The 13764-nt window shown below is 69.0% G+C and carries 14 protein-coding genes; 6 read left to right on the forward strand and 8 right to left on the reverse strand.

Annotated features, from left to right (window positions below; genetic code table 11):
* Window positions 1-2: 2 nt before the first annotated feature.
* From AC27VN_RS02955 to scpA, 5 genes are read right to left on the reverse strand one after another with little or no spacing between them, the layout of a single operon-like run.
* Window positions 3-1547 carry an acyl-CoA carboxylase subunit beta gene (locus AC27VN_RS02955; RefSeq protein ID WP_093342678.1) on the reverse strand — a complete coding sequence of 515 codons (1545 nt, stop codon included), beginning with the start codon at window positions 1545-1547 and terminating at the stop codon, window positions 3-5.
* Window positions 1548-1568: 21 nt separating this feature from the next.
* Window positions 1569-2549 carry a hypothetical protein gene (locus AC27VN_RS02960; RefSeq protein WP_490875566.1) on the reverse strand — a complete coding sequence of 327 codons (981 nt, stop codon included), beginning with the start codon at window positions 2547-2549 and terminating at the stop codon, window positions 1569-1571.
* Complete coding sequence (meaB, locus tag AC27VN_RS02965) at window positions 2537-3571, reverse strand: methylmalonyl Co-A mutase-associated GTPase MeaB (RefSeq protein ID WP_490875567.1); 1035 nt, start codon at window positions 3569-3571, stop codon at window positions 2537-2539. Before meaB ends, AC27VN_RS02960 begins: the two co-directional genes overlap by 13 nt.
* Window positions 3565-4038, reverse strand: a complete 474-nt coding sequence (locus AC27VN_RS02970; RefSeq protein WP_093342682.1) for a GNAT family N-acetyltransferase — start codon at window positions 4036-4038, stop codon at window positions 3565-3567. The genes meaB and AC27VN_RS02970 overlap by 7 nt, the downstream gene beginning before the upstream one ends.
* Window positions 4039-4046: 8 nt before the next feature.
* Window positions 4047-6209 carry a methylmalonyl-CoA mutase gene (gene scpA / locus AC27VN_RS02975; RefSeq protein WP_093342684.1) on the reverse strand — a complete coding sequence of 721 codons (2163 nt, stop codon included), beginning with the start codon at window positions 6207-6209 and terminating at the stop codon, window positions 4047-4049.
* Between the two features lie 159 nt (window positions 6210-6368).
* Between scpA and AC27VN_RS02980 the strand changes: the two genes are divergently transcribed.
* Complete coding sequence (locus AC27VN_RS02980) at window positions 6369-7010, forward strand: GntR family transcriptional regulator (protein ID WP_057593638.1); 642 nt, start codon at window positions 6369-6371, stop codon at window positions 7008-7010.
* A 40-nt stretch (window positions 7011-7050) separates the two neighbouring features.
* Here the strand turns inward: AC27VN_RS02980 and AC27VN_RS02985 are convergent, their stop codons facing one another.
* Complete coding sequence (locus AC27VN_RS02985) at window positions 7051-7836, reverse strand: IclR family transcriptional regulator (RefSeq protein WP_209540758.1); 786 nt, start codon at window positions 7834-7836, stop codon at window positions 7051-7053.
* Window positions 7837-8103: 267 nt separating this feature from the next.
* On the opposite strand from AC27VN_RS02985, the gene AC27VN_RS02990 reads away from it, so the two are divergent.
* A complete protein-coding gene (locus AC27VN_RS02990) occupies window positions 8104-8964 on the forward strand; it encodes a tripartite tricarboxylate transporter substrate binding protein (protein ID WP_490875568.1) in 861 nt (286 codons plus the stop codon).
* 27 nt (window positions 8965-8991) lie between these two features.
* Entirely contained in the window at window positions 8992-9870 is an 879-nt protein-coding gene (locus tag AC27VN_RS02995) for a TauD/TfdA dioxygenase family protein (RefSeq protein WP_490875569.1), read from the forward strand.
* A 28-nt stretch (window positions 9871-9898) separates the two neighbouring features.
* On the opposite strand, the gene dusA is transcribed toward AC27VN_RS02995, so the two are convergent.
* Window positions 9899-10864 (reverse strand): tRNA dihydrouridine(20/20a) synthase DusA, encoded by a 966-nt coding sequence (gene dusA, locus AC27VN_RS03000; protein WP_431512442.1) that lies wholly within the window; start codon window positions 10862-10864, stop codon window positions 9899-9901.
* A 224-nt stretch (window positions 10865-11088) separates the two neighbouring features.
* Here dusA and AC27VN_RS03005 point away from each other — a divergent pair, with 224 nt between their 5' ends.
* From AC27VN_RS03005 to AC27VN_RS03015, 3 genes are all read left to right on the forward strand, one after another.
* Window positions 11089-11565, forward strand: a complete 477-nt coding sequence (locus tag AC27VN_RS03005) for a DoxX family protein (RefSeq protein WP_490875570.1) — start codon at window positions 11089-11091, stop codon at window positions 11563-11565.
* 65 nt (window positions 11566-11630) lie between these two features.
* A complete protein-coding gene (soxR, locus tag AC27VN_RS03010; RefSeq protein WP_057593633.1) occupies window positions 11631-12095 on the forward strand; it encodes a redox-sensitive transcriptional activator SoxR in 465 nt (154 codons plus the stop codon).
* A 313-nt stretch (window positions 12096-12408) separates the two neighbouring features.
* Window positions 12409-12789, forward strand: a complete 381-nt coding sequence (locus AC27VN_RS03015) for a hypothetical protein (RefSeq protein WP_490875571.1) — start codon at window positions 12409-12411, stop codon at window positions 12787-12789.
* Here AC27VN_RS03015 and AC27VN_RS03020 read toward each other — a convergent pair.
* The coding region (locus tag AC27VN_RS03020) for a serine hydrolase domain-containing protein (RefSeq protein ID WP_490875572.1) at window positions 12790-13764 on the reverse strand (975 nt) is incomplete at its 5' end. It lies immediately after the preceding gene.

A 13764-nucleotide genomic window follows, 5' to 3' on the forward strand; every position in this document is an offset into this window, starting at 1 on the left:
GCTCAAAGCGGAATGTTGCCGTGCTTGCGCCACGGGTTCTCGAGCTTCTTCTCGCGCAGCATCACCAGCGAGCGGCAGATGCGCTTGCGCGTCTCGTGCGGCAGGATCACGTCGTCGATGTAGCCGCGCGCGCTCGCCACGTAGGGGTTGGCGAAGCGGGCCTTGTACTCGGCCTCGCGCGCAGCGAGCTTGGCCGGATCGTTCTTGTCCTCGCGGAAGATGATCTCGACCGCGCCCTTGGCGCCCATCACCGCGATCTCGGCGCGCGGCCAGGCCAGGTTGACGTCGCCGCGCAGGTGCTTGGAGGCCATCACGTCGTAGGCGCCGCCGTAGGCCTTGCGCGTGATGACGGTGATCTTCGGCACTGTGCACTCGGCATAGGCATAGAGCAGCTTGGCGCCGTGCTTGATGATGCCGCCGTACTCCTGGCCGGTGCCGGGCATGAAGCCGGGCACGTCGACGAAGGTCACGACCGGGATGTTGAAGGCATCGCAGAAGCGCACGAAGCGCGCGGCCTTGATGCTGCTCTTGATGTCGAGGCAGCCCGCCAGCACCAGCGGCTGGTTGGCGACGATGCCCACGGTCTGGCCTTCCATGCGCGCGAAGCCGATCACGATGTTCTTCGCGTAGTCGGGCTGCAGCTCGAAGAAGTCGCCGTCGTCCGCGACCTTGAAGATCAGCTCCTTCATGTCGTAGGGCTTGTTCGCGTTCTCGGGCACCAGCGTGTCGAGCGAATAGTCGGGCCGGTCGGCCGGGTCGCCCTGGCCGTTGTTGCCCAGGCGCACCGGCGGCTTCTCGCGGTTGTTGAGCGGCAGGTAGTTGTAGAGGCGGCGCAGCATCATCAGCGCCTCGACGTCGTTCTCGAACGCCATGTCGGCCACGCCGCTGCGCGTGGTGTGGGTCACGGCGCCGCCCAGTTCCTCGGCCGTCACGCTCTCGTGCGTCACGGTCTTCACCACCTCGGGGCCGGTGACGAACATGTAGCTCGAGTCCTTCACCATGAAGATGAAGTCGGTCATGGCCGGCGAGTACACCGCGCCGCCCGCGCACGGGCCCATGATCATGCTGATCTGCGGCACCACGCCCGAGGCCATCACGTTGCGCTGGAACACGTCGGCATAGCCGCCGAGCGAGGCCACGCCTTCCTGGATGCGCGCGCCGCCCGAGTCGTTGAGGCCGATCACCGGGGCGCCGACCTTCATCGCCTGGTCCATCACCTTGCAGATCTTCTCGGCATGCGCTTCGCTGAGCGCGCCGCCGAAGACGGTGAAGTCCTGGCTGAAGACGAACACCAGGCGGCCGTTGATCATGCCGTAGCCCGTGACCACGCCGTCGCCCGGGATCTTGTTGTCGGCCATGCCGAAGTCGGTCGAGCGGTGCTCGACGAACATGTCCCATTCCTCGAAGGTGCCGTCGTCCAGCAGCAGCTCGAGGCGTTCGCGCGCCGTGAGCTTGCCCTTGGCATGCTGCGCGTCGATGCGCTTCTGTCCACCGCCCAGGCGGGCCTGCGCACGGCGCTTTTCGAGTTCGTCGATCAGTTCTTGCATGAGAAAAGCCTCTTTGAAAAATCAGCAGTCATAGGTTTCGCTGTACTGGAACGATGCCCCCGGCATGGTGGCCAGGATGTCCATGAATTGCGCGATCGCGCCGCACCGCTCGCGCGGGCGATAGGGCGACGTGTTGGTGAGCGGGCCGAACGAGAGATCGGTGCTGCCGCCGCCCTTGGCCGGCAGCACCTGCACCCATTGCGCCGCGAGGCTTTCGCCGCGGCGGCAGAAGACGGTGTCGTGGAGATCGGAGACGCCCCAGGCGTCGCCGGAAGCCGACGACCACAGCACCAGCCGGTGGTCGGCGGCGCCCTCGCCCTGCAGCAGCGCGAAGCCGGGCACGGTGAAGTGCAGCGCGGGCATGCGCAGCACGCGCTGCGCCGCACTCCGCGCGAATTCGCGCGCGGGGCCGGCCTCGAGCCTCGCCACCGCATGCGCCCCGCGCAGCATGGCGTCGAGCGCGAGCTGCTCGCGCTGCCAGGCCTCGGCCCACGGCGCGGCGGCCGCGACCTCGTCGTCCCAGTCGACGAACAGGATGCCGCTGGTCTTCCCGGCCGCTTCGTCGTCGCGCGGCGCGCCGTACCACGAGACGCCCACGCGCACGCCAGCCAGGCGCCACTCGGCGTTGACGGCCACGCTCCAGGCGTTCTCTTCCTTGAAGCGCGCGGGCCGCGCGTCGCCGCGATCGGGCTCGCCGAACCGTTCGACCAGTTGCGCATGCGCCCGCAGCGCGAAGTCGACATGCGACTCGCCCTCGGGCAGGTCCAGCCGGTGCCACGCCTGCATCACCGGGCGCCCGGGCCGCGGCACCATGAGTTCCATGCGGCTGCTGCGCAGCCCGAGCACGTCCGCGCCCGCCACATGCCAGACGTTGACGCCCGCGGCCGCGTACGCGGGCCGCAGCCCGCGTGCCTCCAGTTGCTCGAAGGTCGTGCCCCAGGCAAAGCGTCCCGCCGCGGTGTCGAAACCGCGCGCGAAGCCGTGGTCGTTCAGTGGGCCCATGCGCTCTCGTCGCCTGCATAGAGGCCGAGCAGCCGGCGCGCCGCGGTCGACGGCGCGAGCTCGAGCGCGCCCACCTGGCCGAGCAGCGCCGGCAGCTCTTCCTTCACGCGCGGGTGATGGCGGAAGGCATGGCGCAGGCCCGCTTCGATGCGGTCCCACATCCACGACTTGGCCTGCTGCTGGCGGCGGCCCATGAGCCGGCCATTGGCTGCCTGCAGCGCGCGAAAGCGCTCGACCTGGGCCCAAAACGCGTCGACGCCCTGCCCCAGCAATGCACTGAGCTGGATCGCCTGCGGATGCCAGAAGCTCTCGTCGTGGCGCGCATGGTCGGGATGGCCGTGCTGGCCGAACAGCCGCAGCGCCGAGGTGATCTGCGCCTGCGCGCGCGTGGCGGCGTCCTTGTCGATGTCGGCCTTGTTGATGACGACCAGGTCGGCGATCTCCATCACGCCCTTCTTGATCGCCTGCAGGTCGTCGCCGGCGTTGGGCAGTTGCATCAGCACGAACATGTCGGTCATGCCCGATACCGCGGTCTCGCTCTGGCCCACGCCCACGGTCTCGACGATCACCACGTCGTAGCCCGCGGCCTCGCACACCAGCATCGCCTCGCGCGTCTTCTCGGCCACGCCGCCGAGCGTGCCGCTCGAGGGGCTGGGACGGATGTAGGCGCGCTCGTGCACCGAGAGCCGTTCCATGCGCGTCTTGTCGCCGAGGATGGAGCCGCCCGAGACGGTGGACGAGGGGTCGATGGTGAGCACCGCGACGCGGTGGCCCTTGTCGATCAGCAGCAGGCCCAGGGTCTCGATGAAGGTCGACTTGCCCACGCCCGGCACGCCCGAGATGCCGAGCCGGAACGAGTTGCCGGTGCGCGGCAGCAGCGCGGTGAGCAGCTCGTCGGCCTGCGCGCGGTGGTCGGCGCGGGTGGATTCGAGCAGCGTGATGGCCTTGGCGATGGCACGGCGCTGCGCCATGCCGTCCGTCTCGGCGATCGCGCTTTGCAGCGCCTGGGCCGTGTTCAGCACGCGGCCTCCACGGCCAGGCGCCAGCGGTAGTGCAGGTCGACGCCCTCCTCGCCCTCGAGCACGAAGCCGTGCCGCAGGTAGAAGCGGTTGGCATCGCTGCGCACCAGCGCCGTGAGCTTGATGTCGCGCTGCTGCGCGCGCGCCTGCGCCTTGGCCCAGCGCATCACCCATTCACCGATGCCCAGGCCCTGGAAGCCGGTGCGCAGGTACAGGTGGTCGAGCCGCAGCGCATCGGCGCCCTCGGGCTTGAGCGTGACGAAGCCGATGCGCCCGTCGCCGTCGAGCACGATGTGGTGCATGAACGGGATCACGAAGCCGGCGCTGAGCCGCTCGCGCGAGCGCGCGAGGTCGAAGCGGCCGACACGCTCGAGGCTCGGTCGCATCGCATCGATGCGCAGCGCCAGCATGTCCTCGAAATCGCTGGATTCCACGGGCTGCAGCGACAGCCGCGACAGGAGATCGCCCACGACGCTGCTCAGGCCGCGACCGCCGCGCGGATCTGCTCCAGCACGTCCTTCGCGCTCGCCGGGATCGGCGTGCCCGGTCCGTAGATGCCTTTCACGCCGGCCTCGTAGAGGAAGTCGTAGTCCTGGCGCGGGATCACGCCGCCGACGAACACGATGATGTCGTCCGCGCCCTGCTTGCGCAGCTCCGCGATGATCGCGGGCACCAGCGTCTTGTGGCCGGCCGCGAGCGTGCTCACGCCCACCGCATGCACGTCGTTCTCGATCGCCTGGCGCGCGCACTCCTCGGGCGTCTGGAACAGCGGCCCCATGTCGACGTCGAAGCCCAGGTCGGCGAAGGCCGTGGCCACCACCTTGGCGCCGCGGTCATGGCCGTCCTGGCCCAGCTTGGAGATCATCACGCGCGGACGGCGGCCCTGCTCCTCGGCGAAGGCGTTGATCTCGGTCTTGAGGTTCTCCCAGCCCTCGGCGGAGTCGTAGGCGGCGGCATAGACGCCGGTCACCTTCTGGGTGTCGGCGCGGTGGCGACCGAAGGACTTCTCGAGCGCGTCGGAGATCTCGCCGACGGTGGCGCGCAGGCGCACCGCGTCGATGCTCAGCGCCAGCAGGTTGCCGCTGCCGTTCTCGGCCGCCTCGGTCAGCGCGTCGAGCGCGGCCTGCACCTTGGCGCCGTCGCGCGCGGCGCGGATCTTCTGCAGCCGCGCCACCTGCTGGTCGCGCACCTTCACGTTGTCGATCGAGAGGCTCTCGATCGCGTCCTCGTTCTTGAGCTTGTACTTGTTGACGCCGACGATCACGTCCTTGCCCGAGTCGATGCGCGCCTGCTTCTCGGCGGCCGCGGCCTCGATCTTGAGCTTGGCCCAGCCGCTGTCCACCGCCTTGGTCATGCCGCCCATGGCCTCGACCTCCTCGATGATGGTCCAGGCCGCGTCGGCCATGTCCTGCGTGAGCTTCTCCATCATGTAGCTGCCGGCCCAGGGGTCGATCACGTTCGTGATGTGCGTCTCTTCCTGGATGATGAGCTGCGTGTTGCGCGCGATGCGGGCGCTGAACTCGGTCGGCAGCGCGATGGCTTCGTCGAGCGCGTTGGTGTGCAGGCTCTGCGTGCCGCCGAACACCGCGGCCATCGCCTCGATGGTGGTGCGCACCACGTTGTTGTAGGGGTCCTGCTCGGTCAGGCTCCAGCCCGAGGTCTGGCAGTGGGTGCGCAGCATCAGGCTCTTGGGGTTCTTGGGCTCGAACTCCTTCATGATCCGGCACCACAGCAGGCGCGCGGCGCGCATCTTGGCCACCTCGAGGTAGAAGTTCATGCCGATGGCCCAGAAGAAGCTCAGGCGCCCGGCGAAGCCGTCGACGTCGAGGCCCTTGGCCAGCGCGGTCTTCACGTACTCCTTGCCGTCGGCCAGCGTGAAGGCCAGCTCCAGCGCCTGGTTGGCGCCGGCTTCCTGCATGTGGTAGCCGCTGATCGAGATCGAGTTGAACTTCGGCATGTTCTGCGCCGTGTACTCGATGATGTCGCCGATGATCCGCATGCTCGGCGCGGGCGGGAAGATGTAGGTGTTGCGGACCATGAACTCCTTGAGGATGTCGTTCTGGATGGTTCCACTGAGCTGGTCCTGCGCCACGCCCTGCTCTTCCGCCGCCACCACGTAGCCCGCGAGCACCGGCAGCACCGCGCCGTTCATGGTCATCGACACGCTGACCTTGTCGAGCGGGATCTGGTCGAACAGGATCTTCATGTCCTCGACCGAATCGATCGCCACGCCGGCCTTGCCCACGTCGCCGGTCACGCGCGGATGGTCGCTGTCGTAGCCACGGTGGGTGGCGAGGTCGAAGGCCACGCTCACGCCCTGCCCGCCGGCGGCCAGCGCCTTGCGGTAGAAGGCGTTCGATTCCTCGGCGGTCGAGAAACCGGCGTACTGGCGGATGGTCCACGGGCGCACCGCGTACATCGTGGCCTGCGGGCCGCGCAGGTAGGGCTCGAAGCCCGGCAGCGTGTCGGTGTACTTCAGGCCCTGCAGGTCGGCCGCGGTGTACAGCGGCTTGACGCTGATGCCGTCGGGCGTGATCCAGTTCAGCGCGGCGACGTCGCCGCCGGGGGCCGACTTGGCGGCGGCCTTGGCCCAGGCCTCGAGAGTGGCGGGCTTGAAGGAGGGTTCGGGTTTGCTGCTCATGGAGGCGCCGCTTCGCAGTGTGTCGTGCAGGGGGTGTGCTGCTGGAGGAAAGGATTCGCTGGAATCGCTGGGGGTCCGCAGGGATTTGCGGGCCGGCCGCGAGTCTAACCGATCCATAATTATTAATTCAAACGCGATTTTTGAAGTACAGTCCCGCCCATGTCCGCCGTCACCCTCACCCCGCGCGCCCTCTATGAAGAGGTGGCCGAGCTGCTGCGCCAGCGGATCTTCCGCCGCGAGCTCGAACCGGGCAGCTGGATCGACGAGCTCAAGCTGGCCGAGGAGTACGGCATCAGCCGCACGCCGCTGCGCGAGGCGCTGAAGGTGCTGGCGGCCGAGGGCCTGGTGACGATGAAGGTGCGCCGTGGCGCCTATGTGACCGAGGTGTCGGAGCAGGACCTGGCCGACGTCTACCACCTGCTGTCATTGCTCGAGAGCGATGCCGCCGGCGTGGTGGCCGAGCGCGCCACCGAGGCCCAGCTCGCCGAGCTGCGCGCGCTGCATGCCGAACTCGAGGCCGCGGCCGCGCCGGAAGACCGCGAGCATTTCTTCGCGGTCAACGAGCGCTTCCACATGCGCCTTTTGGCCATCGCCAACAACAAGTGGCGCGACCAGATGGTGGCCGACCTGCGCAAGGTGATGAAGCTCAACCGCCACAACTCGCTGCTCAAGGCTGGGCGGATCGGGGAATCGCTGGCCGAGCACCGCTCGGTGATGGCCGCGATCGAGGCGCGCGACGGCGAGGCCGCCATGGCGCGCATGCGCGAGCACTTCAGCAACGGGCTGGAAGCGGCGGCCTAGCGTTCGCCGCGGGGCCGCGCGGCGGCCCGCGCCTCTTCACTCAATCGAGATCGACCGTGCCCGCCTCGGCCGCGATGCGCTGCGCCGTCTCGAGCAGCCGCGGCGCCACGCGCGCGAGCATGGTGTCCTTGGGCAGCAGGTAGGCCGGGCCGCCGCAGCTCACCGCGTAGCGCTCGCCGCGCGGACCGCGCAGCGCGAAACCCAGCGCATGGATGTGCGGATGCCATTCGCCGAACGAGCCGCAGTAGCCCACGCGCGCGTACTCCTCCATGCTCGAGATCAGCCCCGGCTCGATGCGCGGCCAGTTCTCGCCGCTTTCCTGCCGGATCTGCGCCAGCAGCGCCTCCTGCTCGGGCGCCGCGAGCGAGGCCAGGTAGGCCCGCCCGGCGGCCGAGGTGGCGATCGTCATGCGCGAGCCGACCTCGATGCGCGAGCTGATCATCACCGAGCGCGGACGCAGCGAATCGATGATCAGCATGTCGAGCTCGTCGCGCACGCCCATGTGCACGCTCGCGCCCGAGAAGTCCGACAGCGCCGCGAGATGCGGGCGCGCCACCGTGCGCAGGTCGAAGTGCCGCAGGTAGCGGCTGCTCATGTCGAGCAGCGCCGACCCCAGGCTGAAACGCTCGCTGTCCTGCGACTGCCGCAGGTAGCCCGCCCCGACCAGGGTGGCCGTGAGCCGCGACACCGTCGCCTTGGGAATGCCGGTCGCATCCGCCAGTTCGCGGTTGCCCATGGGCGCCGCCGCCATCCCGATCACCTTCAGCAGAGCCAGTCCCCTGGCGAGCGCGCTCACCTCTTCCCTGCCGCCAGACGCGTCATTCATTTTTAGAAACCTTTGCTTCCCTGATGGATCTTTGTTGCCATTTTTCAGCAAAAACGGGTTGACGCGAGAACTTTGGAGGATCATTATTTCGGAACACTGTTTCAAAATAAAGAGATGACGAGACAAAACCCCCACTTCTCCCCGCCGTCGCCGCGCCGCCGCGAGCTCCTTGGCACCGGCCTCGGCCTCCTGGCCGGCGCCGGCCTTCCGGGTTTCGCGCGGGCCGCCGCGCCGGCCGCATTCCCCAAAGGACCGGTGAAGCTCATCGTGCCGTTCGCCCCCGGCGGGCCGACCGACACCGTCGGCCGGCTCATCGCCATGAAGCTGCAGGAGGGTTGGGGGCAGCCGGTCATCGTCGACTACAAGCCCGGCGCCGGCACCGCCATCGGTGCCGACTTCGTCGCCAAGGCCCCGCCCGACGGGCTGACCATCGGCATGGTGAACTCCTCGTTCGCGGTGAATCCTTCGCTGCGCAAGACCCTGCCCTACGACACGCTCAAGGACATCGCGGGCATCACCCAGATCGCCAACCTGCAGCTGGCCATCGTGGCCCGGCCCGACGCGCCCTTCAACACGCTGGCCGAGCTGATCGCCTATGCGAAGAAGAACCCGGGCAAGCTGACCTACGGCACGCCCGGCGCCGGCAGCACCACGCACCTGGGGGCCGAGCTGCTCAAGCGCGAGGCGGGCTTCGACATGCTGCATGCGCCCTTCAAGGGCAGCTCGCCCGCGCACACCGAGCTCATGGGCGGGCGCATCGACCTCGTGGTCGACCCCTTCCTCTCGGTGCTGCCCTTCGTGAAGGCCGGCCGCATGAAGCTGATCGCCACCCTCGGCGACAAGCCGGTGCCCGGCTTCAGCTATCCGACCGTCGCGCAGACCCTGCCCGGCTTCCACGTCAACGCGCTGCTCGGCTTCATCGCGCCGCACGGCACGCCCCCGGCCGTCATCGAGAAGATCCAGTCGGACACGCGCCGCGTGCTGCTCGACCCCGAGATGCGCAAGCGCGTCGAGGAACAGGGCATGGAGGTGGTCGCCTCCACGCCCGCGCAGTTCGACGCCTTCGTGCAGTCGGAGATGAAGCGCTGGGCGCGCGTCATCGCCGACGCGGGCATCCAGCCCGAGTGAGCCCCTCTTCCATCCGGACACCTTCCCATGCCCCTCGAACTCACCCCCCTGCATCCGCATTTCGCCGCCGAAGCGCGCGGCATCGACATCGCCCGGCCGCTCTCGAGCGACGAGGTCAAGCAGATCAACGCCGCGATGAATCGCTACGCCGTGCTGGTGTGGCGCGGCCAGCCGCTCACGGGCCAGCAGCAGATCGATTTCGCCAAGGCCTTCGGGCCGCTCGACCTCGGCCTCAAGAAGGTGTTCAAGCGCCCCGAGCGGCTCGAGGACGAGCGCCTGATCGACATCTCGAACGTCGACGCGCAAGGCAACGTCGCGCGCCGCGATTCGCCGAAGAACCTCTCGAACTTCGCCAACCAGCTCTGGCACAGCGACAGCTCGTTCCAGAACCCGCGCGCCGCCTATTCGATGTTGCATGCGCTGGTGCTGCCGAGCTGGGGCGGCAACACCGAGTTCACCGACCTGCGCGCCGCCTACGACGCCCTGCCCGAGCGCGACAAGACCGAGCTCGAGGGCCTGAGCGCCGAGCACTACGCGCTGCACACGCGCATCCTGCTGGGCGACGAGGCCTACACCGACGAGCAGAAGAAGACCATCCCGCCGGCCGCCTGGCCGCTGGTGCAGACGCACCCTGGCTCGGGGCGCAAGCTGCTGTTCGTGGGCGTGCATGCGCGCGAGATCGTCGGCTGGCCCGTGGCCGAGGCCCGCATGCGGCTGTCGGACCTGCTCGAGCACGCGACCCAGCGCGAGTTCGTCTACCGCCACGAATGGCAGGTGCACGACCTCGTGATGTGGGACAACCGCAGCACCCTGCACCGCGGCCGGCGCTACGACATCGCCGAGCGCCGCGAGCTGCGCCGCACCACCATCGAGGACGTGCCAGAGGCCACGCTGATGGCGGCCTGAAAAGAAGCAAAGGAAGCAGGAGCGCGGCTCAGGCCGCCTGCGCCACCGGCTCGTGCGCGATCGCCATCACCTCGTGCGGCGATTTGCTCTTCATGCGGTGGTCGCTCCACACCTGGCGCCAGCGGCGCGCGCCCGGCAACCCGTTGCGCAGGCCCAGCATGTGGCGCGCGATGTTAGACCACGGCGTGCCGTGCTCGGCCGCCTCGCGCACCATGTAGTCGCACATCAGGGTCTCGACCTCCTCGCGCGTGCGCTCCAAGGGCGCCGCGCCGAAGAACTCCGCATCCCATTCGGCCAGCCACCAGGGGTTGTGGTACGCCTCGCGTCCCACCATCACCCCGTCGAGCAGCCGCAGGTGCTCATGCACCTGTGCATTGAGCGTGATGCCGCCGTTGATCGAGAACTTCAGCGCCGGAAAGTCATGTTTGAGCCGGTGCACCAGCGCGTAGCGCAGCGGCGGGATCTCGCGGTTCTGCTTCGGGCTCAGGCCCTTGAGCCAGGCATTGCGCGCATGCACGATGAAGGTCTTGCAACCGGCCTCGCTGACCTGACCCACGAAGTCGCGCACGAACTCGTAGCTCTCGATCTTGTCGATGCCGATGCGGTGCTTCACCGTCACCGGCACGCTGCTCGCGTCGACCATCGCCTTCACGCAGTCGGCCACCAGCTGCGGCTCGTTCATCAGGCAGGCACCGAAGGCGCCGCGCTGCACGCGCTCGCTCGGGCAGCCGCAGTTGAGGTTGATCTCGTCGTAGCCCCATTGCTCGCCGAGCTTCGCGCAGTGCGCGAGATCGGCCGGCTCGCTGCCACCGAGCTGCAGCGCCAGCGGATGCTCCTCGGCGTTGAAGCGCAGGTGCCGCGGCACATCGCCATGCACCAGCGCGCCGGTCGTCACCATCTCGGTGTAGAGCAGCGCGTGGCGGCTCAGCAGGCGGTGGAGATACCTGCAATGCCTGTCGGTCCAATCCATCATGGGTGCCACGGACAGGCGCATCGCCTCGAGCGCCTCGGGGCCTCGCACTGGATCGGGCCCGGGCCCGGCGTTTTCTGGGTTCTCGTTCGGTGTCATTCGATGTCTTTGGGCGCCGCCGCTTCTCTCGCTCGCGAACGCGCAGGGCGCGAGCGTAGCGCACCTGGCCATTCCGCTCCGTGGCGACGGCGCTTGACCTCAAGCTTGGTTGAGGTTTTACAGTCCGCCGCGCTCACCCGAATACCCGCGTGGGCTTCACCGATGAACCCATGGCGGCAACCAATGTCCCGTCGAAATCAGGAGCTGTGTTGATGAGGTCGTGGATCGATGCCGCGTTGGAAAGCCAACTGCTGTGGCTGGCAGCCCGGATACTTCTCGCCGTGGTCTTTGCCGCGTCGGGTCTTGCGAAGGCGCTGAACTTCGCGGGCGGGGTGGGCGAGATGCGCGCGGCGGGCCTCGAGCCGGCCTGGGCCTTCAATGTCGCCACCATCTTCGTGCTGCTGGCCGGCTCGCTGCTGCTGCTGGTCGACCGCGCCGTGTGGCTGGGCGCCGGTGCGCTCTCGGTGTTCCTGCTGCTCACGATCGCGATCGTGCATCGCTTCTGGTCGCTGCCCGAACCGCGCGCCACGCTGTCGCTTTACTTCGCGCTCGAGCACGTCTCCATCATCGGCGGGCTGCTCGCGGCGGCGATCGCGAGCCACCTGCGGCGGCAGCTCGGCGGCTGAGCGGCACACCGCCTCCGCCTGTATCGCCTATAAGACGCCGATCCGACTCCGAGCCTTTCCTCCCCATGCCAGAGAACCATCCCGCCGAGCCCGCCAAGGTCCTGACCGTCGGCGAGGTCGCGCGGCGCAGCGGCGTCGCCGTCTCGACGGTGCACTTCTACGAATCGAAGGGGCTGATCAAGGGCTGGCGCAGCGAGGGCAACCAGCGCCGCTATCCGCGCGAGGTGCTGCGCCACATCGCGGTGATCCGCGTGGCGCAGCGCACCGGCATTCCGCTCGAGACCATCCGCGACTCGCTGTCGCGGCTGCCCGAGGGGCGCATCCTCAATGCCGCGCAGTGGAAGGCGCTGTCCGCGCACTGGCGCGACGAGCTCGACGCGCGCATCCGCGTGCTGACCCGGTTGCGCGACGACCTCGGCGAATGCATCGGCTGCGGCTGCCTGTCGATGACCGACTGCCCGCTGCGCAATCCCGGCGACAGGCTGGGCGCCGCGGGGCCGGGCGCGGTGCTGCTCGACGACCCGCCTTGAGCCCGCGCGCCGCTCGGACATGGCGCGCGCACTAGGGCCTGTTAACACTATGCAAGGGGTCGCGAAGCTCGCCAAAGCCCGCCCATCAAGGCGCGTGACGACGCGTGTGCGTCCGCACACGCTAGGAGCGCAACGCCGAGGGGCGGGCTCTGGCGAGCTTCCCTCCGGGTTGCCCCGCAAAGGGGCCGTCTGCGGCGTTGCCCGCGCTTGCAAGGCGCCAGCCTTGCTGCGCGCGGGCGCCTTGCATCCAGCCCCTTTGCGGGGCAACGCGACCCCTTGCATAGTGTTAACAGGCCCTAGACTCCCTTCGCGCATGACCTTGCTAGACACCCCCGCCCTCCGCCGGCTCGCCGAAGCCGCCACGCCCACGCGCCCCACCTGCGCCTGCCGCCTGCAGGACGCCAGGGCCTGGGAAAGCATCACCGAGGAACGCTGGCCCAAGGCGCTGATGGAACAGGTCGGCACGCTGCGCGACCCCGAGGCCTACGAACCCACGTTCGAGGAATTCCATCCGGCCGGCACGCGCTACGACTCGCCCGAGGCACCGATCTCGGTCGCGCACTTCCCGTACAACCGCTGCGACGTCTACCGCTGCAGCGCCTGCGCGCGCCTGGTGCTTCGCTACACCGAGTTCGGCGGCTACTACATCGACCACCGCGTGCGGGTGGTCGATGCCGCGCTGATCGCCGGCTGATCAGCCCGCGCCCATGAGGTGCGCGGCCAGCGCGCGAAAGGCCGGCATCGAGGTCGGCAGGTGCGCATGGGCCGCCAGCGGATGCGAGGCGAAGCGCGCTACCACCATCTCGGCCACCGGATCGATGTGCAGCGCCTGGCCATGGATGCCCTGCGCGGTGAAGCTGCCGTGCGCGTCGTGCGCCACCCACCACATGTTGCGGTAGCTCCAGCCGGCCAGCCGGGTGTAGCCCGCGAGTGCGAAGCGCGCCGGGTCGGCGCCGCGGCGGATGTCGGCCACCACGGCCTCGGGCACGATCTGCGCGCCGTTGAAGAAGCCGCCCAACCGCATCGCCTCGCCGAAGCGCGCGAGGTCGCGCAGGCCGGTGCACAAGCCGCCGCCCGCGAACTCGGCGCCCTGGCCGTCGAGCGCGAAGCTGGCGTCCTGCTCAGCACCCAGGCGCGACCAGATCAGTTCGCCCAGCAGGCCCGCCACCGATTGCCCCGCAGCGCGCGCGATCAGCCAGCCCAGCACGTCGGTGTTGACGGTGCGGTAGGCGAAGGTCTGGCCGTGCACGGTGCCGTCACGCGCCGCGCCCACGCTCTGCAAAAACTGCCGGTAGCCCTCGGCGCCAACATAGCCCGCCGGACGCGGCAGCAGTTCGCCGGCGCGCGCATGCTTCCACACGCCCGCATCGGGGTCGGCGTACTCCTCCGAATAGTCGATGGCCGTGGTCATGTCCATCACCTGGCGCACCGTCGCGCTGCCGAAGGCGCTGTCGCCCAGCTCGGGGATGTAGTGCGTGACGAAGGCGTTCTCGTCGAGCTTGCCGTCGGCCGCGAGCATGGCGCCGAGCGTGCCCACCACCGACTTGGTGACCGACATCGCCATGTGCTCGCCGTCCGCGTCGAGCGCGCCGAAGTAGCGCTCGTAGACGATGCGCCCGCGGTGCAGCACCACGGCGCCGTCGGCATGGATGGCCTCGAGCGCCGCGAG

The organism is Variovorax sp. 20P10.2.4, assembly GCF_058244205.1.

Excerpts from the sequence above, each read along its gene's own strand:
- AC27VN_RS02960 (WP_490875566.1), bottom strand. The coding sequence starts at position 2,549 with ATGGGCCCACTGAACGACCACGGCTTCGCGCGCGGTTTCGACACCGCG.
- scpA (WP_093342684.1), bottom strand. The coding sequence starts at position 6,209 with ATGAGCAGCAAACCCGAACCCTCCTTCAAGCCCGCCACTCTCGAGGCC.
- AC27VN_RS02980 (WP_057593638.1), top strand. The coding sequence starts at position 6,369 with ATGTCCGCCGTCACCCTCACCCCGCGCGCCCTCTATGAAGAGGTGGCC.
- dusA (WP_431512442.1), bottom strand. The coding sequence starts at position 10,864 with ATGCGCCTGTCCGTGGCACCCATGATGGATTGGACCGACAGGCATTGC.
- AC27VN_RS02995 (WP_490875569.1), top strand. The coding sequence starts at position 8,992 with ATGCCCCTCGAACTCACCCCCCTGCATCCGCATTTCGCCGCCGAAGCG.
- AC27VN_RS03015 (WP_490875571.1), top strand. The coding sequence starts at position 12,409 with ATGACCTTGCTAGACACCCCCGCCCTCCGCCGGCTCGCCGAAGCCGCC.
- AC27VN_RS02985 (WP_209540758.1), bottom strand. The coding sequence starts at position 7,836 with ATGAATGACGCGTCTGGCGGCAGGGAAGAGGTGAGCGCGCTCGCCAGG.
- soxR (WP_057593633.1), top strand. The coding sequence starts at position 11,631 with ATGCCAGAGAACCATCCCGCCGAGCCCGCCAAGGTCCTGACCGTCGGC.
- AC27VN_RS02955 (WP_093342678.1), bottom strand. The coding sequence starts at position 1,547 with ATGCAAGAACTGATCGACGAACTCGAAAAGCGCCGTGCGCAGGCCCGC.